31 protein-coding genes are annotated in these 24,656 nt (G+C 73.2%); 16 read left to right on the top strand and 15 right to left on the bottom strand.

Annotated elements, in window-relative coordinates:
* Nucleotides 1-7 precede the first annotated feature (7 nt).
* The 5 genes from LCG91_RS11665 to LCG91_RS11645 form a co-directional block, all read right to left on the bottom strand.
* The gene (locus LCG91_RS11665; protein ID WP_224441460.1) at nt 8-475 is read right to left on the bottom strand and encodes a hypothetical protein; all 468 of its coding nucleotides are present in this window, start codon (nt 473-475) and stop codon (nt 8-10) included.
* A gap of 284 nt (nt 476-759) precedes the next feature.
* On the bottom strand, nt 760-999 hold the full coding sequence (locus tag LCG91_RS11660; RefSeq protein WP_224441459.1) for a hypothetical protein: 240 nt from the start codon (nt 997-999) through the stop codon (nt 760-762).
* A gap of 151 nt (nt 1,000-1,150) precedes the next feature.
* Nucleotides 1,151-1,669, bottom strand: a complete 519-nt coding sequence (locus tag LCG91_RS11655) for an isochorismatase family protein (RefSeq protein WP_224441458.1) — start codon at nt 1,667-1,669, stop codon at nt 1,151-1,153.
* Between the two features lie 69 nt (nt 1,670-1,738).
* Nucleotides 1,739-2,197: a hypothetical protein gene (locus LCG91_RS11650; RefSeq protein WP_224441457.1), complete on the bottom strand. Its 459-nt coding sequence runs from the start codon at nt 2,195-2,197 to the stop codon at nt 1,739-1,741.
* Nucleotides 2,198-2,251: 54 nt separating this feature from the next.
* Nucleotides 2,252-2,617, bottom strand: a complete 366-nt coding sequence (locus LCG91_RS11645) for a hypothetical protein (protein WP_224441456.1) — start codon at nt 2,615-2,617, stop codon at nt 2,252-2,254.
* A gap of 216 nt (nt 2,618-2,833) precedes the next feature.
* Here LCG91_RS11645 and LCG91_RS11640 point away from each other — a divergent pair, with 216 nt between their 5' ends.
* The 8 genes from LCG91_RS11640 (at nt 2,834) to LCG91_RS11605 (ending at nt 11,965) form a co-directional block, all read left to right on the top strand.
* Nucleotides 2,834-3,256 (top strand): hypothetical protein, encoded by a 423-nt coding sequence (locus LCG91_RS11640; protein ID WP_224441455.1) that lies wholly within the window; start codon nt 2,834-2,836, stop codon nt 3,254-3,256.
* Nucleotides 3,257-3,440: 184 nt separating this feature from the next.
* Nucleotides 3,441-4,334, top strand: a complete 894-nt coding sequence (locus LCG91_RS11635; RefSeq protein WP_224441454.1) for an SDR family oxidoreductase — start codon at nt 3,441-3,443, stop codon at nt 4,332-4,334.
* A gap of 350 nt (nt 4,335-4,684) precedes the next feature.
* Nucleotides 4,685-6,247 carry an NCS1 family nucleobase:cation symporter-1 gene (locus tag LCG91_RS11630; RefSeq protein ID WP_224441453.1) on the top strand — a complete coding sequence of 521 codons (1,563 nt, stop codon included), beginning with the start codon at nt 4,685-4,687 and terminating at the stop codon, nt 6,245-6,247.
* Nucleotides 6,248-6,383: 136 nt separating this feature from the next.
* Entirely contained in the window at nt 6,384-7,172 is a 789-nt protein-coding gene (locus LCG91_RS11625; RefSeq protein WP_224441452.1) for an aspartate/glutamate racemase family protein, read from the top strand.
* Nucleotides 7,169-8,575, top strand: a complete 1,407-nt coding sequence (allB, locus tag LCG91_RS11620) for an allantoinase AllB (RefSeq protein ID WP_224441451.1) — start codon at nt 7,169-7,171, stop codon at nt 8,573-8,575. The genes LCG91_RS11625 and allB overlap by 4 nt, the downstream gene beginning before the upstream one ends.
* A complete protein-coding gene (locus LCG91_RS11615) occupies nt 8,572-9,831 on the top strand; it encodes a pyridoxal-phosphate-dependent aminotransferase family protein (protein ID WP_058748499.1) in 1,260 nt (419 codons plus the stop codon). The genes allB and LCG91_RS11615 overlap by 4 nt, the downstream gene beginning before the upstream one ends.
* Nucleotides 9,832-9,866: 35 nt before the next feature.
* Complete coding sequence (locus tag LCG91_RS11610) at nt 9,867-11,138, top strand: allantoate amidohydrolase (RefSeq protein WP_224441450.1); 1,272 nt, start codon at nt 9,867-9,869, stop codon at nt 11,136-11,138.
* Nucleotides 11,135-11,965 (top strand): MurR/RpiR family transcriptional regulator, encoded by an 831-nt coding sequence (locus LCG91_RS11605; RefSeq protein ID WP_137767865.1) that lies wholly within the window; start codon nt 11,135-11,137, stop codon nt 11,963-11,965. The genes LCG91_RS11610 and LCG91_RS11605 overlap by 4 nt, the downstream gene beginning before the upstream one ends.
* On the opposite strand, the gene LCG91_RS11600 is transcribed toward LCG91_RS11605, so the two are convergent.
* Together LCG91_RS11600 and LCG91_RS11595 are read right to left on the bottom strand one after the other, a co-directional pair.
* Nucleotides 11,932-12,519, bottom strand: coding sequence for an SRPBCC family protein (locus tag LCG91_RS11600; protein WP_318010434.1), 588 nt, complete (start codon nt 12,517-12,519; stop codon nt 11,932-11,934). The genes LCG91_RS11605 and LCG91_RS11600 overlap by 34 nt on opposite strands.
* Complete coding sequence (locus LCG91_RS11595; protein ID WP_082687333.1) at nt 12,474-13,046, bottom strand: GNAT family N-acetyltransferase; 573 nt, start codon at nt 13,044-13,046, stop codon at nt 12,474-12,476. The genes LCG91_RS11600 and LCG91_RS11595 overlap by 46 nt, the downstream gene beginning before the upstream one ends.
* 45 nt (nt 13,047-13,091) lie before the next feature.
* Here LCG91_RS11595 and LCG91_RS11590 point away from each other — a divergent pair, with 45 nt between their 5' ends.
* The 4 genes from LCG91_RS11590 to LCG91_RS11575 all read left to right on the top strand — a co-directional run bounded on the left by LCG91_RS11590 (nt 13,092) and on the right by LCG91_RS11575 (nt 16,399).
* Nucleotides 13,092-14,126, top strand: coding sequence for a dipeptidase (locus tag LCG91_RS11590; RefSeq protein WP_224441449.1), 1,035 nt, complete (start codon nt 13,092-13,094; stop codon nt 14,124-14,126).
* Nucleotides 14,127-14,309: 183 nt separating this feature from the next.
* Complete coding sequence (gene cysK, locus LCG91_RS11585) at nt 14,310-15,248, top strand: cysteine synthase A (protein WP_224441448.1); 939 nt, start codon at nt 14,310-14,312, stop codon at nt 15,246-15,248.
* Nucleotides 15,245-15,829, top strand: a complete 585-nt coding sequence (gene epsC / locus LCG91_RS11580; protein WP_224441447.1) for a serine O-acetyltransferase EpsC — start codon at nt 15,245-15,247, stop codon at nt 15,827-15,829. Before cysK ends, epsC begins: the two co-directional genes overlap by 4 nt.
* An 87-nt stretch (nt 15,830-15,916) precedes the next feature.
* A complete protein-coding gene (locus LCG91_RS11575; RefSeq protein WP_224441446.1) occupies nt 15,917-16,399 on the top strand; it encodes an MmcQ/YjbR family DNA-binding protein in 483 nt (160 codons plus the stop codon).
* Here the strand turns inward: LCG91_RS11575 and LCG91_RS11570 are convergent.
* Nucleotides 16,301-16,936, bottom strand: coding sequence for an MOSC domain-containing protein (locus LCG91_RS11570; RefSeq protein WP_224441445.1), 636 nt, complete (start codon nt 16,934-16,936; stop codon nt 16,301-16,303). The two genes, LCG91_RS11575 and LCG91_RS11570, sit on opposite strands and share 99 nt — an antisense overlap.
* A 112-nt stretch (nt 16,937-17,048) precedes the next feature.
* Between LCG91_RS11570 and LCG91_RS11565 the strand changes: the two genes are divergently transcribed.
* The 4 genes from LCG91_RS11565 to LCG91_RS11550 are packed head-to-tail and all read left to right on the top strand — an operon-like array spanning nt 17,049 to nt 18,829.
* Entirely contained in the window at nt 17,049-17,252 is a 204-nt protein-coding gene (locus LCG91_RS11565) for a hypothetical protein (RefSeq protein ID WP_224441444.1), read from the top strand.
* A 16-nt stretch (nt 17,253-17,268) separates the two neighbouring features.
* Nucleotides 17,269-17,823: an RNA polymerase sigma factor gene (locus tag LCG91_RS11560; RefSeq protein WP_058748505.1), complete on the top strand. Its 555-nt coding sequence runs from the start codon at nt 17,269-17,271 to the stop codon at nt 17,821-17,823.
* Nucleotides 17,820-18,524: an Asp23/Gls24 family envelope stress response protein gene (locus tag LCG91_RS11555; RefSeq protein WP_224441443.1), complete on the top strand. Its 705-nt coding sequence runs from the start codon at nt 17,820-17,822 to the stop codon at nt 18,522-18,524. The genes LCG91_RS11560 and LCG91_RS11555 overlap by 4 nt, the downstream gene beginning before the upstream one ends.
* Nucleotides 18,521-18,829 (top strand): hypothetical protein, encoded by a 309-nt coding sequence (locus LCG91_RS11550; RefSeq protein WP_224441442.1) that lies wholly within the window; start codon nt 18,521-18,523, stop codon nt 18,827-18,829. The genes LCG91_RS11555 and LCG91_RS11550 overlap by 4 nt, the downstream gene beginning before the upstream one ends.
* 147 nt (nt 18,830-18,976) lie before the next feature.
* Here LCG91_RS11550 and LCG91_RS11545 read toward each other — a convergent pair whose 3' ends face one another.
* From LCG91_RS11545 to LCG91_RS11515, 7 genes are all read right to left on the bottom strand, one after another.
* Nucleotides 18,977-19,924, bottom strand: a complete 948-nt coding sequence (locus LCG91_RS11545; protein ID WP_224441441.1) for a phospholipase — start codon at nt 19,922-19,924, stop codon at nt 18,977-18,979.
* A 295-nt stretch (nt 19,925-20,219) separates the two neighbouring features.
* Complete coding sequence (locus LCG91_RS11540) at nt 20,220-20,681, bottom strand: MarR family winged helix-turn-helix transcriptional regulator (RefSeq protein WP_224441440.1); 462 nt, start codon at nt 20,679-20,681, stop codon at nt 20,220-20,222.
* Nucleotides 20,682-20,848: 167 nt separating this feature from the next.
* Nucleotides 20,849-21,511, bottom strand: coding sequence for a GntR family transcriptional regulator (locus LCG91_RS11535; protein WP_058729097.1), 663 nt, complete (start codon nt 21,509-21,511; stop codon nt 20,849-20,851).
* 122 nt (nt 21,512-21,633) lie between these two features.
* Nucleotides 21,634-22,095: a DUF1810 domain-containing protein gene (locus tag LCG91_RS11530; RefSeq protein WP_058748509.1), complete on the bottom strand. Its 462-nt coding sequence runs from the start codon at nt 22,093-22,095 to the stop codon at nt 21,634-21,636.
* Nucleotides 22,092-22,889, bottom strand: coding sequence for a DUF2071 domain-containing protein (locus tag LCG91_RS11525; RefSeq protein ID WP_224441439.1), 798 nt, complete (start codon nt 22,887-22,889; stop codon nt 22,092-22,094). The genes LCG91_RS11530 and LCG91_RS11525 overlap by 4 nt, the downstream gene beginning before the upstream one ends.
* A complete protein-coding gene (locus LCG91_RS11520) occupies nt 22,886-23,284 on the bottom strand; it encodes a hypothetical protein (protein WP_058729100.1) in 399 nt (132 codons plus the stop codon). The genes LCG91_RS11525 and LCG91_RS11520 overlap by 4 nt, the downstream gene beginning before the upstream one ends.
* 45 nt (nt 23,285-23,329) lie before the next feature.
* Nucleotides 23,330-24,631: a bifunctional phosphopantothenoylcysteine decarboxylase/phosphopantothenate synthase gene (locus tag LCG91_RS11515; RefSeq protein ID WP_224443141.1), complete on the bottom strand. Its 1,302-nt coding sequence runs from the start codon at nt 24,629-24,631 to the stop codon at nt 23,330-23,332.
* Nucleotides 24,632-24,656 lie beyond the last annotated feature (25 nt).

The following is a 24,656-nucleotide window of genomic DNA, read 5'->3' as shown; positions in this document are numbered from 1 at the left end:
GGCAGAGTCATCGCTCGAGCCCGCGACCCTGCGTGCCCTCGCCGAGCACGAGTCGAGATCGGTGCGCGTCGCTGTCGCCGAGAATGCTGCAGCTGATGACTGGACGATCGAGCACCTCCTCGCCGACGACGTCGACGTCGTACGCGCCACAGCTGCCGACGCCCTGCGCGGCCGCCCACAGCTGCACGAGGTTGCGGCCCGATCGCCGGACGAGTGCGTCCGCGCGATCCTCGCCCATCTCTACGTGTCCGACGACCAGAGGTCGCTGGCTCGTGCGGTACAGAAAGTACTCGCGGTCGATCCGTTCGGTGAAGTTCGCGGCCGCACGGCACAGACCACCGACGACCTGCAGATCTCGACTCGATGCGTCCGAGCCCGACCGCTTCGTCAGGGAGGTCTTCGAGGTCGTCGAGCGGAACCGTGGCTCGTACGACGGGTGGGGCGGTGAGTTGGAGATGCCGGGAGACTGAGCCACTGCACGGTGCTCTGCGTCCGCCGTCGCGTGCGCGTCGGACACCGGCCTCACGTCGAAGCGCGTACCGGCGGTCGACCGGCTACCGAGACAGGTCTCCAGGGCCGCGTCCGGCCGACTCCGAGACGACCTGACGCTCCTGGAGACAGGTCTCCAGGGCCGCGTCCGGCCGACTCCGAGACGACCTGACGCTCCTGTGCACGACGGGTCGGACGATGAGGGTCGGCGCGACGAGCGGACCAGCGAGCGGCTGCACCGGGACGGCTTCCACGGTGGTGCCTCAGGCATCACCGCGCGTCGGAGGGACGACGTCGACGGCGAGCGAGCGAGCCGACCGCGGCGACGAGCAGCACGGCTCCGCCCACGATGGCCAAGGGCACACCGAGCAGGAGCAGGATGCCAGCGCCGATGTTCGCTCCACCATCGAACCCGGCCGCGAAGGTCGCGATGACCGCGATCCCGCAGATGAGGCCACCTGTTGCCGCGACGATGCCGCCGACGAGGGTGAGGGCGCGGACCTCGGTCATGGACGCAGCGTATCCCGGCCTGACCACGCCGCGCCTCGCGGCGGATCGAGCGACGGAGGTGCAACGACCGAGACAGTTCGGCGAGTCCGCGATCGCGCTCATCCGCGGTGATGCTGTGGTCGGAGTGTGAGCTGTCGACGCACCCGAGCGGTCAGGCTGCGGATGCAAAGTCCACTCGGTCGTGCGGCTCGGCGGCGAAGTGCCGGCCGGGGTACCGGAGGCCGCCGAAGTACATGTTCGTGTGCGCGACGATCTGCTCCCCGTCCGTCGTCGTGTGCGCCTCGGACACCAGTGTCGCGTCGAACCCGCGGACCGCTGCGGCCTGGGTCGTCGTCCGGACGCAGTAGTCGCTCTGCGCGCCGGCGACGATGAGGTGCTGCACCCCCGAGCGCTCCAGGATCGCGAGGAGGACGGTGTCCGAGAACGCGTCCCGGTACTCCTTCTTCACGAGCGGCTCGTCCGGCCGGCGCTCCAAGGGTGCTGCGAGCTCCCAGTCCGGAGACCCCTCGGCGAAGTCGCCGTGGTCCTGCTCCCAGACCACCGGTACACCGCTCGCTCGTGCACGATCGACGAGGCGGGCGGTCCGCGTGAGCACACCGTCGGCATCGAAGCAGTCCCGCACGACGCCTCGCTGCGGGTCGATGACGAGGAGCGCACTCACGGTCGGCATGAGGGCATCCTGCCACTGAGCAGCAGTACCGAGGATGCTCCGAGCGCGCCAGTGCGGGCAGGTCCGAGCTCAGCTCGAGCGCCGTACCCGGTCGATCCGGTACTGGTCGAGCAGGCGCACGGACGTCGCAGCCGAGCGTTGCGCCGGGCCTGCCAGGGGACCCGGGGAGACCCAGAAGGCCGTGACGGGTGAGATCCAGTGTCGACCTCGGTGCCACCAACCGATGTACGGCATCACTGTGACGTCTCCTGCATCGGGCATCGTGGTGATGGCGGAGTACGGGATCCGGCGGGACCAGAGCAGGCCGCGAACGAGGAAGTGGTCGGCGAGGACGACGACACCGAGCCGCAACGCCCGACCGGCGAGCCAGCCGCCGGTCCCGACACCGACGAGCAGGATCAGGGCCGGCAGGAACAGCGGCTCTCCGCCGTCCGCCGCCGCGTCGGCCGCAACGCTCGCGAACAGGCCGACGGCGACTCCGACGGCAGCCGAACCGAAGCGCACCGCGGGAGGTCCCAGGACGATCACCCGCTGATCATGGCACGCGCATGCGCGAGGACGCTGCCGGAGAGGGTGTCGTCTTCAGCACAACGACGGACAGGGAAGGGACGCAACGAGCAAGAACGTCGCGACGACGAAGAAGACGCTGGCGACGACGCCCGCCGTGAGTGCGACCCACAGGCCACTCCGGCGATGCTTCCACTGCCACACGCACAGAGCGGCCGCTGACAGCCACAGACCTCCCTGCACCAGGACGAGCATCCAGCGCGCCCAGCCCAGCACGCCGCCGATGACCACGGGCCAGGAGAGCGCGAACCAGACGACGCCGACCGTCGCAGCGAGACCGACCGCGAGCGCCGCGATCGTCGGCCAGGGGTTCGGCTCCCCGCGTTCCCGGGGCGCTCGCGCCACCTTCCAGACGAGCGGTTCCTCCGCGGGTGGCTGCACGACGGAAGAGTACCCGGAGCGCCACGCACGGACTGGCCCGTCTGTCCGCCCTGCCGGCGATGACTTCTCGGACGGCGTTCGGCTTCGAACTGCACGCCCTGTCGGCGCCGGTCACGCGCCGGGCCGGCGCTGTGCAGATCCGCGCAAGCCCTACACTGCACGCACGCCGCTCTCCCCGGGCCGGCGTCACCTCGACGATCCGAAGGACGGTCCCGCATGGGCATGTTCGCCACGTTCACGTTCGCCGATCAGCGGTGGAGCGTCGACGAGGAGGAGATCGCTGTCCCGGGCACCCTCCCCGAGCCCTTCTTCTCCGCGTCCGTCCACGACAGCGACCTGGTCACCGTGGCGTACGAGCCCGGACCGTCCGCCGGAGGGCTGGTCTACCTCGGGTTCCAACCGCGCGACTACTTCGACGACCCGGACGAGAGCGACGACGTCGACCTGGACGAGCAGGCCGAAGGGCTGGCGAGGTGGGCCGCAGCAGTGACGGGGAGCTCGGTGGCAGCAGCCGCGATCCGGCCGCTCCTCGCCGAAGCGGTCGTCGAGGATCCCGTCGACGACTTCGCCGAGGAGACCCTGCTGAAGCTCATCACCCTGCTCGGTCTGCCCGTCCCGGGGGAGCTCGGCGAGGACTGAGGTGTCCACCTCCAACCGGAGTGACGCGGGGGAGCCGCTCGTCGTGCTCCGGACCGCGGGCGCAGCGCCCGTTTGTCACGCGCCTCCAGTCCGACGTCCCGCCCGTTCGACACCCGCCGACGGGGTGTGACGAGACTCCCTAGAGTGAGCGCAGGGGCGCGCCGCCCCGGGCGGAGGGACAGACATGCGGGTAGCGATCACCGGCGGGACCGGATTCGTGGGACGACACCTCGCGGAACGGTACGCAGCTGACGACGTCGTGGTGGTGTCGCGTCGGACCGGTGTCGAGATCGACGACGTCGACGCCCTCAGCGAGGCGTTCGCGGGGGTCGACGCGGTCGCCCACTGCGCCGGCATCAACCGCGAGATCGGCGACCAGTCGTTCGAGCGGGTGCACGTCCGCGGCACCGCCGCCGTGCTCGAGGCGGCCCACCGGGCCGGGGTGCAGCGGGTCGTGCTCCTGAGCTTCCTGCGGGCTCGGCCGGGCACCGGCTCGCCGTACCACGAGACGAAGTGGGCAGCCGAGGAGATGGTCCGGTCGTCCGGGCTCGACTACACGGTGCTCAAGGCGGGCATGATCTACGGGCACGGGGACCACCTCGTCGACCACCTCAGCCACACCGTGCAGACCGTGCCGCTGTTCGCGTCCGTGGGGTTCCGCGAGAAGACGATCAGCCCGATCCCCGTCGCCGAGCTCGTGGACGTGCTCGTCGGCGCGCTCGAGGGGCGTCTGTCCCGCCGGACGGTGGCGGTCCGTGGCGGTGAGGCGCTACTGCTCAGCGAGGCGGTCCGTCGGGTCGCTCGTGTGGTGGGCCGGCCGGTGCGGGTGTTCCCGGCACCGGTGTGGGCGCACCGGGTGCTCGGACAGGTCACCGAGTGGACCATGCGTGTGCCGCTCGTCGCGAAGGCGCAGGTGCGGATGCTCGCCGAGGGGGTCACCGAGGCGACGCAGCCGGCCGGTGAGCTCCCGGCGGACCTCGCCCCGACGGCCCGTTTCGACGACGAGCACATCCGGGCGGCGCTCCCGCCCCGGGGCGGCTTCACCTGGCGGGACCTGCGGCTCCCCGGCCGCCGATGACCCGTGTGACGTCCTCCGACGCGGTCCCGCGACGCAGGAGAGCACGACCGCTGACACGAGCGGAACGCACGGCGAAGCGGCGGCGGTACGAGCAGCCGATGTGGCTGCCGCAGCCCTTCCGGTGGTGCTGGACCTGGGTCATCAGACCGATCGTCATCACGATCCTCAAGGTGCTCGAGGTCGCAGTCAGCACCTGGCACTGACGGCCGGCTGCTCCGAACCGGAACGTCCGTTCCAGCCAGTCGGTCGCGTCACACGACCGTTACACGAGGGAAACGGGCGGCGCGAACAGCCTCCATAGCGTCGTCCACGAGCGGGGACCCCCGCCGCCCACTCCCACGGAGGACGCCTTGGTCACAGAGATCGCGACCCCGGTCGCCGCGCCCCACGCCCCCCGCACGACCTCGTCGGCAGCCGCCGGCGCCGGAGTCGTCAAGCCCGGGTACGACCCGGCGCTCACCAACGAGGACCTCGCACCCCTGCGCGAGCAGCGCTGGACGAGCTACAACATCTTCGCGTTCTGGATGTCCGACGTGCACTCGGTCGGCGGCTACGTCACCGCTGGGTCGCTCTTCGCGCTCGGTATCGCGAGCTGGCAGGTGCTCGTCGCCCTCGTCGTCGGCATCCTCATCGTGCAGGTCTTCGCCAACCTCGTGGCGAAGCCGTCGCAGCGCACCGGCGTGCCGTACCCCGTCATCAACCGCGCGGTGTTCGGCGTCATCGGGGCGAACGTCCCCGCCGTCATCCGCGGCCTCATCGCGACGGCCTGGTACGGCGTGCAGACCTTCCTCGCCGCGCAGTCGCTCAACATCGTGTTCCTCAAGTTCGTCCCCGGCTCCGCGGCGCTCCTGGACCACTCCTTCCTCGGGCTCTCCGCGCTCGGCTGGATCTCCTACGGCATCCTCTGGGTCGCCCAGGCCGCGCTGTTCTCGATGGGCATGGAGGCGATCCGCCGCTTCATCGACTTCGCCGGTCCGGCCGTCTACGTCGTCATGATCGCGCTCGCCGCGTACCTGGTCGCGAAGGCCGGCATCGGCAACATCTCGCTCACCCTGCACACGGGTGCGCCGATGTCGTTCGGGGCCTCGATCCCGGTCATGCTCTCGGCCGTCGCGATCGTCGTCAGCTACTTCTCCGGCCCGATGCTGAACTTCGGCGACTTCTCCCGCTACGGCCGCTCGTTCCGGTCGGTCAAGCGCGGTAACTTCTGGGGTCTGCCGGTCAACTTCCTCTTCTTCTCGGTGCTCACCGTGCTCTGCGCGAGCGCCACGGTGCCGGTGTTCGGCAAGCTCATCACCGACCCGATCGAGACGGTCCAGGCGATCGACGCGCCGTTCGCGATCCTGCTCGGCGGCCTCACCTTCGTCACCGCGACGGTCGGCATCAACATCGTCGCGAACTTCATCAGCCCCGCGTTCGACTTCTCGAACGTCGCGCCGCGCAAGATCAGCTGGCGGACGGGCGGCATGATCGCGGCCGTCGGCTCGGTCCTGCTGACCCCGTGGAACTGGTACGGCAACGACCAGGCGATCCTGTACACGCTCGGCATCCTCGGCGCGCTCATCGGCCCGCTCTTCGGGATCCTGATCGCCGGCTACTACCTCGTCGCGAAGCAGCGGGTCGCGGTCGACGACATGTACACGAAGGAGCCCACCGCCCGGTACTGGTACCGCGCCGGTTGGAACCCGAACGCGATGTGGACCCTGTTGGTCGCCGGTGCCGTGTCGGTCGCGAGCGCGGTGCTGCCGCCGGCGACGGGCGTCCTGCCCTGGCTGAGCAACTACAGCTGGTTCATCGGCTGCGGCCTCGGTCTGGTCGTCTTCTGGGCGCTCGAGCGCCGGTCGCCCCGCATGCCGGTGCTGGCCGCGGACGACCCGACGGTCGACGACGGCGCAGCCGTCGGACGCGACTGACCCGGCCGCCACTCGGCACTCGCCGTCAGGACCCGATCGCCCACACCGGCCGGGAGGCGCGACCCGCCTCCCGGCCGCACCGTCGCCTCCCGGGTCCACCGCCCCTCCTGTCCCCACTCCGTCCGAGAGGTCCCGCTTGCACATCCGCGTCGTCAACCCCAACACCACCGCGTCGATGACGGCGGCGATCGGCCGCGCCGCGGCCGCCGTCGCCGGCCCCGACACCGTCGTCGAGGCGGTGACCCCCACGACCGGACCGGCCTCGATCGAGAGCCACTACGAGGAGGCCCTCGCGGTTCCCGGGCTCCTCGAGCAGATCGCGCTCGGCGAGCAGCAGGGCGTCGACGCGTACGTCGTCGCGTGCTTCGGCGACCCGGGACTCGACGCCGCGCGGGAGCTCGCCGCCGGTCCGGTGATCGGGATCGCCGAGGCGGGCTTCCACGCCGCCGCGATGCTCGGTCGCCGGTTCGGGGTCGTCACGACGCTGGCCCGTACGACCGGGCGTGCGTGGGAGCTCGCCGAGCGCTACGGGTTCGCCTCCCTGGTGACCGACATCCGGGCGTGCGAGGTGCCCGTGCTGCAGCTGGACGACCCGACGTCAGGGGCGCGGGAACTCGTCGTCGAGGAGTGCCGTGCCGTGATCGCGGGCGGGGCGGACGCGGTGGTGCTCGGCTGTGCGGGCATGGCGGAGTTCTGCGCCGAGGTCTCCCGGGAGATCGGTGCGCCGGTGGTCGACGGGGTGGCCGCCGCCACGGTCCTCGCGGAGTCGCTCGTCCGACTCGGGCTGCGGACGGGCAAGGCCGGCGAGTACGCGCCGCCGCCGCCGAAGCCGGTGACGGGCCTGTTGTCCGGGTTCACGGTGCCGGCGGCCGGCTCCCCCGTGCGGGCGTCCGCTCCGGTCCTGCTCGCGGAGGTGTCGGCATGAGCGCCGCAGTGCAGGCCGACCTGGTGCTCCGCGCGAGGCGGGCCTGGGTGGACGACGTCCTGCAGCCGGCCGCTGTGGTCGTCCGCGACGGCGTGGTCGACGCGGTCCTGCCCTTCGCGGCGTCGGTCCCGGCGACGGAGGACCGGACCGTCCCGGACGAGCACGTGCTGCTGCCGGGACTCGTCGACACCCACGTGCACGTCAACGAACCCGGTCGCACCGAGTGGGAGGGCTTCGCCTCGGCCACGAGGGCGGCGGCCCTCGGCGGCGTGACCACGATCATCGACATGCCGCTGAACTCGATCCCCGCGACGGTGGACGTCGACGCCCTCGCGGTGAAGCGGGCGAGCGCCGAGGGGCGCGTCGCGGTCGACGTCGGGTTCTGGGGCGGAGCGATCCCCGCGAACGCCGGGGCGCGCGGCCCGCTGCACGACGCCGGGGTCTTCGGCTTCAAGTGCTTCACGGCGCCGAGCGGCGTCGACGAGTTCCCGCACCTCGACCCGGCGCAGCTGCGCGCGGCGATCGAGGAGGTCGCCGAGCTCGACGCGCTGCTCATCGTGCACGCCGAGGACCCGGACCACCTGGTGCCGCACGGGTCGCTCGGTGGCCACTACGTCGACTTCCTCGCCACCCGTCCGGGCAGCGCCGAGCAGTCCGCCGTCGCGCGGGTCCTCGACGGGGCCCGGGCGACGGGGGCCCGCGTGCACGTGCTCCACCTGTCCGACGCGGGGGTGCTCCCGATGATCCGCGCAGCCAGGGCAGACGGTGTCCGGGTGACCGTCGAGACGTGTCCGCACTACCTGGCGTTCGAGGCCGGGTCGATCCCGGACGGCGCGACCGAGTTCAAGTGCTGCCCGCCGATCCGCGACGACGCGAACCGTGACGCGCTGTGGGCGGGGCTGCTCGACGGCACGATCGACTGCGTCGTGTCCGACCACTCGCCGTCGACGGCCGACCTGAAGACCGACGACTGGGGCTCGGCGTGGGGCGGCATCGCCGGACTCCAGGTCGGCTTCCGGGCGGTGTGGACCGAGGCGGTGCGTCGCGGGATCCCGCTCGAGGCCGTCCTGCCCTGGTTCACGACGGGGCCGGCGGCGCTCGTCGGGTTCACCGACCGCGGCCGGATCGCGCCCGGGGTGGTCGCGCACCTGGCGGTCCTCGACCCTGCGGCCGAGGGCGTCGTCGAGGTGTCGGCGCTGGCCCACCGCAACCCGGTCTCTGCCTACGCGGGCCTCCACACGGTCGGCGTCGTCACCGAGACCTGGGTCCGCGGACGGCTCGTGGCGACGGCCGACCACGGGGTCACCGCCGTCGAGGGGGTCCTGGTCGACCGCCCGACCGCACCGCAACACACACGAAACGAGCGTTCCGGTATCGTCCTGAACGGAACGGAGGCACCATGACCCAGCCAGTGAACCCGCCCGCCCGACTCCTCATGGGACCGGGACCGATCGACGCGGACCCCCGCGTGCTCCGCGCGCTGTCGACCCCGCTCGTCGGGCAGTACGACCCGTGGATGACGGCGACGATGACCGAGACGCAAGAGCTCTACCGCCAGGTCTTCGGGACGCGGAACGACGCCACGGTGCTCGTCGACGGCACCTCCCGCGCGGGCATCGAGGCGGCCCTGGTGTCCCTGCTCGCCCCGGGCGACCGCGTGCTCGTGCCGGTCTTCGGACGCTTCGGGCACCTGCTCGCCGAGATCGCCACCCGTGCCGGTGCCGAGGTGCACACGATCGAGACCGAGTGGGGGCAGGTGTTCCCGCCGTCGGTGATCGAGGACGCCGTGCGTCGGGTCCGGCCGAAGGTCCTGGCGGTCGTGCAGGGCGACACCTCGACGACGATGAACCAGCCGCTCGACGAGCTCGGTGCGATCTGCGAGCGGCACGGCGTGCTGCTCTACACCGACGCGACGGCGAGCATCGGCGGCAACCCGCTCGAGACCGACGCCTGGGGGATCGACGTCGTGAGCGCCGGCCTGCAGAAGTGCCTGGGCGGGCCCTCCGGCAGCGCACCGATCACCCTGTCGCCGCGTGCCGTGTCGGTGCTCGACGGCCGCCGGAGCATCGAGGCCGGCATCCGCGAGGCCGACGACGTCGTGTCCGACGACCCGATCCGCTCGAACTACCTCGACCTCGCGATGATCCTCGACTACTGGGGCCCGCGTCGCCTCAACCACCACACCGAGGCCGCGTCGATGCTCTACGCCGCGAACGAGTGCGCCCGCATCCTGCTCGAGGAGGGGCGCGAGGCCGTGATCGAGCGCCACGCGACCGCCGGGCGGGCGATGCTCGCCGGGGTCGAGGCCCTCGGGCTGCGCGTGTTCGGCGACGTCGCCCACAAGATGCACAACGTCGTCGCCGTGGAGATCCCGGACGACGTCGTGGGCGACCAGGTCCGCGGCGCGATGCTCGAGGACCACGGCATCGAGATCGGCACGTCCTTCGGGCCGCTGCACGGACGGGTCTGGCGCATCGGGACGATGGGCTACAACGCTCGGAAGGACACCGTCGTGCGGACCCTCGCCGCGCTCGAGCACTGCCTGCGCCGCGCCGGCCACGCGGTGCCGCAGGGTGCCGGAGTCGACGCCGCCCTCGACGTGCACGCCGACCCCGCCGTCGACGCCGATCGCACCGCACCCGTCGGGGCACCCGCGTGACGCCGGCGACCGGACCCTCGACGACCGAGGCACCCGTGGCACCGGGAGCACCGACGGCGAGCGCCCGCGCGATCGCCGACGCCGCGACCATCGTCCGGTGGTGCGACACCCTCGCCGAGATCTCGCAGGACGACGCACGCACCACCCGCGTGTACCTGTCGCCGGAGCACGCCCGGGTGAACGCGGTGGTCGCGGAGTGGATGCAGGACGCCGGCCTCCGCACCTGGCAGGACGCCGCCGGCAACCTGCACGGCATCGTAGAGGGCGCGACGCCGGACGGCCCCGTGCTGCTGCTCGGGTCGCACCTCGACACCGTGGTCGACGCCGGTCGCTACGACGGCGTCGTCGGGGTGCTCATGGCGATCCGCACCGTGGCCCGGCTCGCCGCGTCCGGGCCGCTGCCCTTCGCGCTCCAGGTCATCGCGTTCTCCGACGAGGAGGGGACGCGGTTCGGCAAGGCCCTGCTCGGGTCCTCCGCGGTCGCCGGGGTGTGGGACGACGCCTGGTGGGACCTCGAGGACGGTGACGGCACCACGCTCCGGCAGGCCTTCGCCGACTTCGGGCTCGACCCCGCCCGCGTCGGCGAGGCGGCGCTGCCCCCGGAGCGACTCGTCGGCTACCTCGAAGCGCACATCGAGCAGGGCCCGTACCTGGAGCAGGCCGGTCAGGCGCTCGGCGTCGTGACGAGCATCGCGAGTGCCCGGCGGTTCTCCGTCGAGGCGGTCGGCGAGGCCCGGCACGCGGGCGGCACGCCGTACGAGCGGCGGCACGACGCCCTGCTCGCCGCGGCCGAGGCGGCGCTCGCCGTCGAACGGATCTGCCGCGCCGAGCAGCACGTCGGCACCGTCGGGACGATGTCGGTCGAACCCGGGGCGGTCAACGTCGTCCCCGGGCTCGCCCGGTTCAGCGTCGACCTGCGCGGTGAGTTCGACGAGGGCCGTGACCGCGTCTGGGAGTCGATCACCGCCGCGTTCGACGAGATCGGGACCCGCCGGGGGGTGACGGTGTCGCCGACCGAGGTGCACCGCGCGCCGGCGGTGTTCTGCGCCCCGGCGCTGATGGACGCCGTCCGTGCCGGGATCGCCGCCACGGGCGAGAGCGCCCCCGCCGAGCTGTTCTCGCGCGCCGGGCACGACGCGATGTCCCTCGGACTCGTCACCGACGTCGCGATGCTGTTCCTCCGCAACCCGGACGGCATCAGCCACCACCCCGACGAGTTCGTCTCCGAGGACGACGTCGCACTCGGCCTCGACGCCCTGGCCGTGGCCGTCGAGCGCATCGCCGACGACCGGGCGGAGACGCGGTGAGCGCCGTGCCCGACGTCCGCGCCCGGGTCGACGCGGTCTGGGACCGGCTGTCGCCTGCCGAACGCCGGGTCGCCGCGATGGTCCGCCACGACCCGGAGCTGCTGCTCGTCGGCACGTCCGCGGAGCTCGCGGCCGAGTCGGGCACCTCGAAGGCCACGGTGTCGCGCCTCGTCCGCTCCCTGGGGTTCCAGGACGCCGCCGAGGTCCGGCAGGAACTCATGTCCGCGCGGGGCAGCGGCCTGCCGTGGGCGGCCGAGGACGCGGCGCACGTGGACCAACGCGCGGTCGAGGCCCGGAACCTCGACGCCGCGTTTGCCTCGCTCGCGCGGGCGGACCGCGTCCGACTCGCCCGCCGCATCGTCCGTGCCCGTCGGGTGCTCGTCTTCGGGGAACGCGGTGCCCACCCCGTCGCCATGCAGCTCCGGTCGCAGCTGGCGCAGGTGCGTCCCGACGTCCGGATCGGTCCGGCTCCGGGGCAACGTCTGGGCGAGGAGGTCGCCGACCTCGACCGGCGGGACCTCGTCGTGCTCGTCACCGTCCGGCGCCACGCGGCGGGTGCCGAGCGGCTCGTCCGGCACTGCGTCGCGACGGGTGCCGACGTGGTCGTACTCGGGGACCCGACCGCCGCGGTGATCGCGGCTCCCGCGGCGACCGCGGTGCTCTGTCCGGTGGACTCGCCGTCGGCGTTCGACTCGATGGCGGCGCTCTTCGCGGTCGTCGCAGCGATCGCGAACGACGTGTACGAGGCCTCCGGACCGGCGGGGCGTGCCCGGGTGGACGCCGTCGCCGCGGCCTACGACGCGCTCGGGGAACTCGCCGCCCGCTGATCGTCGTCGCGGTCGTCGCGGTCGTGTCGGCGCCCGTCGCCGCGCCGCGGCGGCGGGTCACCCCGCTCGAGCTCGTCGCGCAGCGATGCGTTCCGTTCGGCGATCAGCCGTGGCAGGTACCGGGCGAGAGCGAGCCGCTCGGCCGACCACCCGAGCGGACCGAGGGGCGCCCGGAAGACGATCTCGTCGACCATGCGCGTGCCGACGGCCGACGGTTCGAACCGGTGCTCGTGCCGGAATAGGGCGAACGGTCCCCGCACCTGCTCGTCGACGAAGCGACCAGGAGCCTCCAGGCCGGTGATCCTGCTCGTCATCGACCAGATGATCCCGAAGTGCCGTGCGCGCCAGGTGACGGTCTCGCCGAGCCCGATCGTGCCGGACGTCGTGCCGGCCACCGCGCGTTCGTCGGTACCGGCCATCGATCGCTCGTGCGCGCCGATGTCGAGCGACAGCGCGAACACGCGCTCCACCGGAGCGGCGATCTCGGTGACGACGCGGAAGGCGACCGTCACGGCGTCGGCCAGTCCGTCGGCGTGCTCCGGTCGTCGTCCCACAGCACGGCGGCGAGCAGCTGGTCGTGGCGCACCCCGCGGTGCACGACGGCGGAGCGGGACCGGCCCTCGAACCGCATGCCGATCCGCCGGGCGGTCGCGGCCGAGGCCGCGTTCGTGCCGAGCGCGCGCCACTGCACCCGCACCCGGCCGAGACCGGTCGGCGGGGCTGCGAACGCCCACTCCAGGACCCGAGCGGCGGCCTCGGTCACCAACCCCTGCCCGCGGCCGTCGGGGTGCAGTGCGTAGCCGATCTCGCAGGCTCCGTCCACGAAGCCGAACACGCCGACCGTGCCGAGCAGGCGAGGGTCCCCGGCCCGTCGGATCCCGAAGTCGTAGCGGGTGTCGTCGCGCCACCCGGCATCGACCTGCTCGAGGAACCGGTGCGCCTCGGCGTGACCGTACGGCACCGGGACCGGGGTGAAGGCGATCACGTCGGGGTCGTTGGCGTACGCGACGACGGCCTCGACGTCGGCGGGACCCGGAGCGGAGAGCACGAGTCGGTCGGTGCGGAGCGTCACTGGGTGCACACCGCGAGCCTAGTGAGCCCGCGGTTGCAGGGTAGCGTCGGCGGCATGACGTTCGACTCCCTCGCCTTCCCGGTCATCGACGGACACAACGACCTGCCGTGGGAGCGTCGCGAGTCCCACGACTCCGGGGTCGAGGGCATCGACACCGAGCAGGGGACGCTGCACACCGACCTGCCGAAGCTCCGGGCCGGTGGGGTGGTCGGCCAGTTCTGGTCGGTGTTCGTGCCGTCCGACGACCCGGACCCCGTGCGGACCACGCTGCAGCAGATCGACACCGCGCACCGGATCGTCGCGCGGTACCCGGACGACCTGACCTTCGTGCGGACCGCCGCCGAGCTGCGTGCCGCCGTCGACGCCGGACGCATCGCCTCGTTGCTCGGCGCCGAGGGCGGCCACTCGATCGGCGACGACCTCGCGGTGCTCCGGTCGTTCGCCCGGCTGGGTGTCCGCTACATGACGCTGACGCACAACGACGACACGACCTGGGCCGACTCGGCCACCGGCGCCCGGGCGCACGGGGGCCTGACCGACCGCGGACGCGAGGTCGTCGCCGAGATGGAGCGGATCGGCATGCTCGTCGACCTGTCGCACACCGCACCGGCGACGATGCGCGACACCCTCGACGTCGCGACGCAGCCGGTCGTCTTCAGCCACTCGTCGACCGTCGCCGTCGACGACCACCCGCGGAACGTCCCCGACGACGTGCTCACCCGGCTCGGTGGCAACGGCGGCGTGGTGATGATCACGTTCGTGCCGAAGTTCGTCTCGCGCGCGTGGGCGGACTGGGAGGAAGCCGGCTCCGAGGGGGAGCCGCCGCTCGTCACCGTGGCGGACGTCGCCGACCACGTCGACCACGCCCGCGAGGTCGCGGGGGTGCGCCACATCGGGCTCGGCGGCGACTACGACGGTACGCCGGTGCTGCCGCCGGACCTGCGGGACGTGTCGCGGTACCCGGTGCTCGCCGAGGAGCTCCGCCGCCGCGGCTGGGGCGACGACGACCTGCGGGCGCTCGCCGGAGGGAACGTGCTGCGGGTGCTCGAGGCGACCGACGAGCGCTTCGCGCGGAGCGCGCTGCGCTGAGGCCGGCTGCCGGTCGTGGTCGGCGCTGCGGCGGCTGGAGACGCGGCCGGGAGGCGCGGCGTGCGTCCGCCGCGTCAACGGGCGTCATCGACAGGGGAACGCCGGGCACCGTCGCTAGGATCGCGAGCGGACCGCAGCGCCGCCACCGACGGCCTGATGACTCGACCCGGAGGACGACAACGGATGACCGGCACCATCTACGACAACATCTCGCAGGCGTTCGGCAACACCCCGCTCGTCCGGCTCAACCGCCTGCCGAAGGCCGACGGTGCCGAGGTGCTCGCGAAGCTCGAGTTCTACAACCCCGGCTCCAGCGTGAAGGACCGCCTCGGCGTCGCGATCATCGACGCGGCCGAGGAGTCCGGTGCACTGCGCCCCGGTGGCACGATCGTCGAGGGCTCGTCGGGCAACACCGGCATCGCACTCGCCCTGGTCGGTGCGGCACGTGGCTACCGCGTCGTCATCACGATGCCCGAGACGATGAGCGTCGAGCGGCGGGCCCTGATCCGAGCCTTCGGCGCCGAGATCGTCCTGACCCCGGGCTCCGAGGGCATGAAGGGCGCTGTGGCCCGCGCCGGCCAGATCGTCGACGAGACCCCCGGCGCGATCCTGGCTCACCAGTTCGAGACGCCCGCGAACGCCGCGATCCATCGGAAGACCACGGCGGAGGAGATCCTCCGCGACACCGAGGGCCACGTCGACGTCTTCGTCGCCGGCGTCGGCACCGGCGGCACCATCACGGGTGTCGGGCAGGTGCTCAAGGAGCGCGTGCCCGGCGTGCAGATCGTCGCCGTCGAGCCGAAGGACTCCCCGCTGCTGACCGAGGGGAAGGCCGGCCCGCACAAGATCCAGGGCATCGGTGCCAACTTCATCCCCGAGGTCCTCGACCGCGACGTCATCGACGAGGTGTTCGACGTCGAGCTCGACGACGCGCTCCGGGTCGCCCGCGCGCTCGGCACCGAGGAGGGCATCCTGTCGGGCATCTCGTCCGGCGCGATCGTCCACGCGGCCGTCGAGATCGCGGCCCGACCGGAGAACGCCGGCAAGCGCGTCGTCGCGATCGTCTGCGACACCGGCGAGCGCTACCTGTCCACGCCGCTGTTCGAGGGGCTCACTGCGTGACGCGTGCCGTCCGACGCGGCGTGCTGTGGCGGGTCCGGGAGGACCTGGCCGCAGCGCGCCGCGGTGACCCCGCCGCCCGGGGCGACCTGGAGAACGCGGTCGTCTACTCGGGGCTGCACGCGATCTGGACCCACCGGCTCACGCACCGGCTCTGGCTCGCGCGTGGCCTCCCCGGCTCGCGCTTCGCCGCCCGGGTGGTCGCGCAGATCGCCCGATCGGTCACCGGCATCGAGATCCACCCCGGCGCGCGCATCGGTCGGCGCTTCTTCATCGACCACGGCATGGGCGTCGTGATCGGTGAGACGGCGGTCATCGGCGACGACGTGCTGGTCTTCCACGGCGTCACGCTCGGCGGGCGCGGTGGGGAGCACGGCCCGGGGCTGCGACGACACCCGACCGTGGGCGACCGGGTGGTGCTCGGCGCCGGGTCGTCGTTGATCGGAGCGATCACGGTCGGCGCGGACTCGGTCGTCGGCGCGAACACGGTCGTGACGAAGGACGTACCCGCCGGCTCGGTCGTCACCGGCATCGCCGGGACCGCCAGGCCGCGGTCCGGACACGAGGGCGTCCCGACGCTCTGACCGCCGTCGATCGCGCGCCGCCGTGGCCGCGCTCGCCGCCGTGGCCGCGCTCGCCGCCGTGTCGGGGCGGTGCGGCATGCTGGTGGGGTGGACGGCGCAGCACTGCACGAGGTGACCTTCCGGACGGCCCTGGCGCTCCCCGCGGTCGAGGAGACGCAGCCCTTCGGCGAGCAGTCGGTCGTCCACAAGGTGGTCGGCCGGATGTTCGTCCTCGCGACGACGCTGCGCGGGGTGCCGATCGTCAACCTCAAGTGCGCGCCGCCGCACGCGGCAGCGCTCGTGCGCGACCATGCCGAGATCACCCCGGGGTGGCACATGGACAAGCGGCACTGGATCACGCTCTCGCCGGGCGACGGACTCGACGAGACGATGGTCGAGGACCTCGTCGCGAACTCGTACGACCTCGTGGTCGCCGGCCTCCCGAGGGCCCGACGCCCGATCGACCCCGGCGCAGGACGTCGTGCCGGTGACTCAGACGCGACCGCGGGCGAGGACCTTGGAGACGTCGCGGACGACCTTCGGGGCGAGCCGGTCTCCCGAGTCGAGCACGGCACGGGCCCGCTCGGGTGACAGCCCGGCGGAGATCTCCCCGATCGTGACGCCGTGCTCCGGTCGGTGCGTCACGACCACGCGGTCGCCCGCCGCCACCGGTCCGCTGTGCAGGACCCGCAGGTAGGCGCCCGGACGGTTCTCCGCTGCGAACCGCTTCACCCACCCGGGGATCCCCATCCGGCGCGCGAAGGTGCCGCAGGGCACCCGGGGGATCGTCACCTCGAGTTCGAGCGTCTCGCCGATCCGCCACCGCTCGCCCGTCACGGCGCCGGTCACGTCGACGCCGCTCGTGCGCAGGTTCTCGCCGAACAGGCCCGGCGGGACGTCGCGCCCCAGGACCTCGGCGAAGTACGCGGCGTCCTCGTCGGCGTAGGCGTAGACCGCCTGGTCCTCGCCGCCGTGGTGCTTCCGGTCCGCCTGCACGTCCGCGTGGAGCCCGAGCGGGCGGACGCGGACGGGGCCGTCCACCGGACGCTTGTCGATCGCGGTGATCCCGATCGTGCCCGAGTCGAGGAGCAGCTGGTCGACGCGGCAGACGGCGGTGATGTGGCTCATGCTCCCCATCCTGACGCAGACGGCGGACGGACCGCAGCCCGGGAGATCTCCCCGAGGCGTGACGATCCGGCTCCGGGATCCGTCACACCGGTGGAACCAGAGGAGACCGACCATGACCGACACCACCTGCGCCACCGCCGCTGCCGTCCTGCGACGCCCCGGCACGTCCCCGAGCCAGAGTGCGACGGCACGCATCCCCTCGGCACACGGTCTGGCACAGGTGCGCGTCCGGACGCTCGGCGCCCGTCCCGTCGGCCCGCTGCAGGTGATCGGGACGGGCCCCGCCGCCACCCGCCCAGACTTCCTCCACCACTGACCGGTAGAAGGGTGACGTGCCGTACCAGCCCCTCGCCGACCTCGACGACGCCGTCCTCGCGGGCCGCTCGTCCGACGGCGACGTCCGGGCGTTCGAGGTCCTCATCCGGCGGTACACACCGCTGCTCCGCGCCTACGCGCGGCGCACCCTCGGATCGACCGACGAACTCGACGACGTCGTGCAGGAGACCTTCATCACCGCGTGGGGCCGCCTCGACGCGCTCGAGGACGGCGCCAAGGTCAAGTCGTGGCTCATGCGCATCCTCAGCCGCAAGTGCATCGACCGCATCCGTGCCCGGCGTGAGCACCTCGACGTCACCGAGCTCGAGGTCGAGGCGCCGCGGGACGACGCCCCGGAGCGGGTCGCCGAGGCCCGGTCCCGCGAGGAGGCCGTCGAGACCGCCCTGGCCGAGCTGCCCGAGGCGCAGCGGCGGTGCTGGGTGATGAAGGAGGTGCTCGAGTACCGGTACGAGGACATCGCCGAGGAACTCGACCTGCCGGTGTCGACGGTGCGGGGACTGCTCTCGCGCGCGAGGAAGAACATGATCCGTCTCATGGAGGCATGGCGATGACCGCACCAGACGACGCGCAGCCGGACGACGTGCAGCCAGAGGACGTGCAGCCGGGCGACGTGCGCCTCGACGCCCTGGAACCCGAGGACCTCGACGGCCACACCATCGACGAGCTCGCGGACTACCTGGACGCCGGGATGCTGCCTGCCGACCCGAGCATCGACGACTCAGCCGCGTGCCAGAACGCCCTCGCCGCCCTGGTCCGGCTCCGGCAGTCGTCCCTCGGCTCGCTCGACGCCGCAGCTGAGCAGGAGGCACCGGCCGACGAGTCGTGGATCGGCGGTGTGCTGGCGAACATCTCGCTCGAGGCCCGAGCCGGTCGGGACGTCCCGCTCCGGCCGTCGGTGCCGACCGAGCGCCCCGTGATGACCGAGGGCGCGATCCGGTCGCTGGTGCGGACAGCCGGCGACGTCGTGCCCGGCGTCGTGATCGCCCGGTGCTCGCTCAAGGGCGACGTGACCCTGCTCGACGCGCCCGTCCGGGTGCTGGTCGAGCTGGCGATCCGGGCCGGGACGCCCATCCACGCCACCGCCGAGCAGGTCCGCCAGGCCGTCGCCGAGACCCTCGCCGAGCAGACCGACCTGGTGGTCGAGGCAGTCGACGTGCGGGTCCGGGACCTCCTGCCCCCGCTCCCTCCGCGGCACGACGACGGAGCGGTGCCCGGTGCGCCCGGCGCCATCGACGAGGAGGACCCCGCATGAGCCTGGACGACGCAACGGCCGCGGCGATCGAGGAGGCCGTCCTGGCGGCACCCGGAGTGACCGACCTGTACCGCGCGAAGCCGACGCTCGGCAGCGCGGTCGAGTCCGCCCGCCGGATCGCCTCGCGTGCACCGGTGACCCGGGTCGTGCTCGACGACGACGTCCTGCGCGTCGTCGTCGGCACCGACGGATCGGTGCCCGCCCGGGTCGCAGCGCGTGCGGCGCATGACGCGGCACTCCGCATCGCCGGTGAGCGCGGCCTCGTGCTCGGCCGCGTGGACGTGCGCATCGCGCGCGTCGGCTGATCGGACCGGCCCGACCGCACGACGGGACGACACGCGGGACCGATGGATCACGTGTCGGGCGGACCACGTGACGGACGGGAGGCACGGCACCCGCTGGCACCGTGCCTCCCGTCCGTCAGGTGGTGACGACCGTCACCCGCTCGCGGCTCAGTAGAAGTTGGTCGCCTGCGAGTGGGCCCAGGCCGCGCAGGGCGTGCCGTAGGCCGCGCTGATGTACTGCAGCCCCCACGTGATCTGCGTGGTGGCGTTGGTCCGCCAGTCCGCCGCGACGGTGCCCATCTTCGATCCGGGGAGCGCCTGCGGGATGCCCGTCGCGCCACCGTTCGGGTTGACCGCCTGGTAGTCCCACCCGGACTCCTTGGTCCAGAGGCTGTCGAGGCACCGGAACTGTGCGGAGCCCCAGCCGTACTGCGACGCCGCCATCGAGGACGCGGTGGCCTTGGCCCCGGCGACCGTGTTCGCGGCGGCCTGGCGCTCGGCTGCCGCGGCGGCCTCCGCCGCTGCACGCTCGGCGACGGCCTTCGCCTCGGCGTCGGCCTGTGCCTTCGCCGCCGCTGCTGCCGCCGCATCGGCGTCCGCCTTGTCCTGCGACGCGCTCTGGTCGGCGACCTGCGTCGTGGCGTCGACGGTCGATGCGATGTGGGTGGTGATCGCGGAGCCGGACATGCTGCGGTAGTCCGACAGCGCGTGCACCTGGCGCTCGAGGGCGCTCGTGTCGGTCTTGTCGTTCGCGTCGGCGAGCACCGTGCGGGCGGTCGCGATGGTCGCGGCGGCCTGAGCGCGATCGAGGTCCGCGCCGTGCAGCGCGGGGGTGCTCGTGGCGCTCGCCGAGGGCATGCCGATCGCCTCGCCGATCGCCGGCTGCGCGCCGACGGTCGCGAGGCCGCCGACGAGGGCGACGGCTGCCGCTCCGCCGACGACGAGGGCGGACCGGCTGCGGAGCGCGCGGCGGACGCGGCGGCTCGGGGTGTCGAGCGCCTGGCGTCGGGTGGTCGCGGTGGTCGGGTCCGTCGCGGTCGTGCCGGGTCGGGTCGTGCTCAGTGCGGTTGTGCCGGGTGCGGTCGTGCTGGGTGGTTCGGGGGTGTTTCGCGTCATCGGTTCCGGTGGTCGGCCGGCTGGAGGGCGACTCCCGGGCACGCCGGATCGGGCACGCGGGTGTGGGGGAGCGTGCACGACCGTCGGGACGGCCGTCGTGGGGGAGCCGCGAGCCGGGGGAGGACCGGACGGTGGTGTGGGGCCCGTCCGTCCGCCGCTGGGCGACCTGGTGGCCGCCTGCTCGGGCGAAGTCGTCACGATGACGTGTCAGCCTGGACGGCCCGTCCAGGAGGACTGGCAGAACCGTCTGTCCACCCCTCGGTAACGGTTCGGTAACGGTCGGCCATCGGCCGGTTCAGCTACCGGAGCTGGGAGCTTCCTGGGTGCGCTCGCCCTGACCGATCCGCTCGAGCGCGCCGAGGGCCGCGGCGATCGCGTCGACGTCCTCGACCGGTAGGTCGGCGATGAGTCCGGCGACGATGCCGGTGCGGTCCGAGCGGGCCCGTTCGACGGCCGCGATCCCGGCCGGGGTCGCCGACACCATGAACGCCCGACCGTCCGTCGGGTCGGCCTCGCGCTCGATGAACCCGCGCTGTTCGAGCTCGGTCAGGATGCGCGTCATGGTCGGCTTCGTGACCACCTCGATCCGCGACAGGTCGCCCGGGCGCAGGGGTCCCTCGGTCTGGATCGTGGCGAGCGCGGAGACGAGTCCGTACCCGAGCGAGGCCGAGTCGGTGCGGGCGCGACGGTTGATGCGCCCGACCGCCGCGGCCAGGCGTGCGGCGATCTCCGTGCGGTCCGGCTGGCGGTGGCTCATGCGGGGCTCCCGGGTCGTCGGGTCGAGGCGGTTCGACCGTGGTCGGAGCGATGCTACCGGTGCGGGCAGCACCGTTGCCGAGCGCCGGGCGGGCCGCCGTCGCCGAGTACACGGACGCCCGCTCCGTGGTCCGGAGCGGGCGTTCCTGTACGGAGTGACAGGTTCGCTCAGCTCGGACGGTGCTGCTTCTCGCCCGGGAGCAGGTGGATCGCCTCGGTCGCCAGCTCGGCGGCCACGTTGTCGCCGCTCTCGGTCGCGTCACGCAGGCGCCGGAAGTCCGCGGTCAGCTGGTCCCAGTCGATGAGCTCGTCGAGGTTCGGCAGGCGCAGGCGGAAGGCGAGCCCGTCCATCGTGTCGCGGCACACCCGCTGCAGGTTCTCGTTGCCGCAGGCGTCGACGTAGAGCCCGAAGACGGACAGGGCGTCGTGGTTCACGGCAGGGACGTCGTGGGCGTCGAGCTCCGTGATCGTCCGGTCCAGCTGCGCGAGGATCTTCTTCCGGGTCGACGCCGTGAGCCGGGGGACGGCCAGTCGGACGACCCCGCCGAACAGCACCCCGAGGGTCTGCATGGCCTCGACGACCTCCTCGGCCTTCGGCGTGGTGACCCGGGTGTAGCGGTTCGGAGCCATCTCGATGAGACCGGCGCGGGCGAGCTGGCTGAGGGCCTCGCGGATCGGGGTGCGGGAGACACCGAGCCAGGCGATGAGCTCGTCGTCGTTCAGCCGTTCGCCGGGCTCCAGCGTGCCGTCCATGATCGCGGCGTGGATCTTGTGGCGGACGGTGTCGCGGAGCAGCTGGTGCTCGGTGGGGGCGCTGCTGGGGACCGGCATGCGGGTGTCCTCGTTCTCGGTGGACGGTGTGGGACGCCGGAACCGGTCGGTGTCGGCGCGTGATCACCGTACCTGATATGTGAACGGTCGTCCGTCACGCGTCGCGGGGGCGGCGCCGGTGCTCAGGCCTCGTCGAGGAGCCGGACCGTCAGCGGGTCCTCGGTGCCGTGGAACCACCGGTCGAGGACCGCGCGGAACGGTGCCGGGTCCACCGCGGCCCGGGCGAACAGCGTCATCGACGAGCGGGCCTTCAGCGCGTCGATCCCGCCGAACAGATCGTCCGCGCTCCGCGCCGGAGCAGCTGCCGCGGTCCTGACGGCCTCGAGCAGTCGGGGTCCGAGCACGGGGTGCGCCAGGTACGCCCGCGCCTCGGCGAGCCCCTCGATCGCGTACCGCTGCGCCGTCGCGCTGCGTCCGAGCCCGGCGAGCTGCGGGAACACGAACCACATCCAGTGCGACCGCTTCCGGCCTGCCGCGAGCTCCTCCAGTGCCTGCTCGTGCACGCCCTCCTGCGCGCGCACGAAGCGGTCGAGGTCGTACCGGTCGCGGTCCTGCCGGTCGACTGCGTCCCCGTCGACGCTCACCGCACGACCTCGCCCCACGCGTACCGCACCGTCGTGGCGTCCACGACGAGCAACGAGTCGGGCTCCCGGTCGAACAGCCCGGGCAGGCCCACGGCGTCCGGCAGGTCGCCCTCGAGCCGCTCGAGCCGGGCGGCACGGACCGTCAGCGGCGCGTGCTGGCGCTGCCAGAACAGTGTCTGCGCCAGGTGTCGCGCGTGGATGCCGGCGCGGGTGGTGAGTGCGGCGGCGAGCGGCGTGTCCACCACCTCACCGGCGGTGACCCGGACGACGGCGTCGTGCCGCGGGCGTGGTCGCGGCGGGCTCGGCTGGCGGGCCCGCACGAGCTCCCGAGCCCACCGCACCGGGTGCGCCGCACGGGCCGGGTGCCGGACGGAGCGGTGGTCGAGGGCGTCCCCGCGACGGGTCGCCCGGACGTGCGAGAACGTGTACGGCACGCCGAGCAGGGTGTTCGCCGCGACGATGGCGGGCACGTGGCCGGTGTCGACCGTGCGGTACACGATGCCGTGGCGCCCCCTGGTGTCGACGGTCGGGATCTCGATCGTGACCTCGGTCATCGACCCGAGTCGCCGCGAGGGCGGGAACGGTGGGACGGCCGTCTCGCGGAACACGTAGGCGGTCAGGCCGACCCAGGCGCTCCCGTCGACCACGTCGGGTCGCGTGCCCCGCGGCACGAGCCGGGCGAGCGACGCAGGGTCCCGCCGCCAGTGCGCGAAGACGATGTCCTCCCACGCGTGCACGGCGACCGGACGGTGCACGAGCGGGACGGCAGCTCGCCGGGCGACCGCCTCGGTCATCGACGCGGCGCGTGTCGACCGACGCGCACGGCCCAGGCGACGAGCGGGGCCTGCAGCGGCAGCCGCAGGACGCCGACCAGTCGTGCGACGCGACCGGCGCGCGGGCTGTCGAGCAGGTCGGCGGCCATCTTGACGTTCGCGGGGAACACCGCGAGGAACAGCGCCGCGGCCGCCCAGCCGGACGCCCGTCGGGTGGCCGGGACGGCGAGCCCGGCGGCGATGCCGAGCTCGGCCACGCCGGACACGACCGTGGTCAGGCGCGGCGGGAGTCCCTCCGGCACGATCCGGTCGTAGCCGCGCGGGCGCAGGAAGTGCGTGACACCGGCCCCGCCGAGGAGCACGGCGAGCACGGTGGCGGTCCGGGTGGCGCGTCGGGAGCGCTCGCGTCGTCGCATGGCCCCATCGTGCACGCCGCCGCCCGTGCGGGTGCCGGGCGTCGCTCAGGTCAGCGCGGTCGCGACGAGGTCGAGCACCGCCGCGGCGACGTCGGCCTTGCTGCCGGAGGTCTCCCGGACGACCTCGCCACCGGGCACGAGCACCTCGATCGCGTTCTCCTCGCGCTCGAAGCCCGCGTCCCACCCGACGTGGTTGACGACGAGCAGGTCGGCCGGCTTCCGGGCGATCTTGGCGCGGCCGAGGGCTATCCGGGCCTCGCGGTCGGGTTCGGTCTCCGCCGCGAACCCGACGACGATCTGCCCGGTGCGGCGCGCGCGCACGAGGTCGGCGAGCACGTCCGGGTTGCGGACGAGCTCGAGCGTCATGGTGTCGCCCTGCTCGTCCTTCTTCAGCTTGTCCGGTCGGACCTCGGCCGGTCGGTAGTCGGCGACCGCGGCGGTCATCACCACCACGTCGGCGTCGACCGCCGCGGCCTGCACCGCGTCGGCGAGTTCCCGGGCGGACCCGACCGGCACCACCGTCGCCCCGAGACCCGCGGTGAGCCCGGCGTCCACGTTCGCGGCGACGAGCGTCACCGTCGCGCCGCGTCGGACGGCGTCCGCGGCGATCGCGACCCCCTGGCGTCCGCTCGACCGGTTGCCGACGAAGCGCACCGGGTCGAACGGCTCCCGCGTCCCACCGGCGCTGACGACGACCCGCACCCCGGCGAGGTCGCCCTGGTCGCCCCGTGCGCCCGTCGCCGCAGCACCGGCACCCGTCCCCGCCACGGCACCGGCCGGGAGGCCCGCCCCGCCCTGGTCCCGTCGCCCTGCCTCCGCCGGGCGGTCGAGCACCGCCAGCGCCGCGGCCGTGATGTCCTCGGGTTCCGCCATCCGGCCGATCCCGGCGTCGTCGCCCGTGAGCGCACCGACCACCGGTCCGACGACGTGCACGCCCCGGTCGCGCAGGGTGCGCAGGTTCGCGCGCGTCGCCGGGTGCTCCCACATCTGCGGGTGCATCGCGGGGGCGACGACCACGGGCGCCTCGGTCGCGAGCAGGGTCGTCCCGAGCAGGTCCCCGGCCAGGCCGTGCGCCATGCGCGCCAGCGAGTCCGCGGTCGCCGGCGCCACGACGACGAGGTCCGCCCGGCGTCCGAGCGCCACGTGGCGTACCTCGGCGACGTCGTCCCACACGCTCGTCGTGACGGGGTTCCGGCTCAGCGCCTCGAGCGTCGGCAGGCCGACGAAGCGGAGCGCACCCTCGGTCGGGACGACGTGCACGTCGTGGCCGCGCTTGACGAGGTCGCGGACCACCCCGACGGCCTTGTAGGCGGCGATGCCCCCGGTGATCCCGACGACGACGGACAGACGGCGACCTGCTGCAGCATCCACG

The organism is Curtobacterium sp. TXMA1 (assembly GCF_020162095.1).
Taxonomy (GTDB): Bacteria; Actinomycetota; Actinomycetes; order Actinomycetales; family Microbacteriaceae; genus Curtobacterium.
Note: the sequence above shows the minus strand (reverse complement) of the source record. Positions and strands in the feature narration are given on the sequence as shown.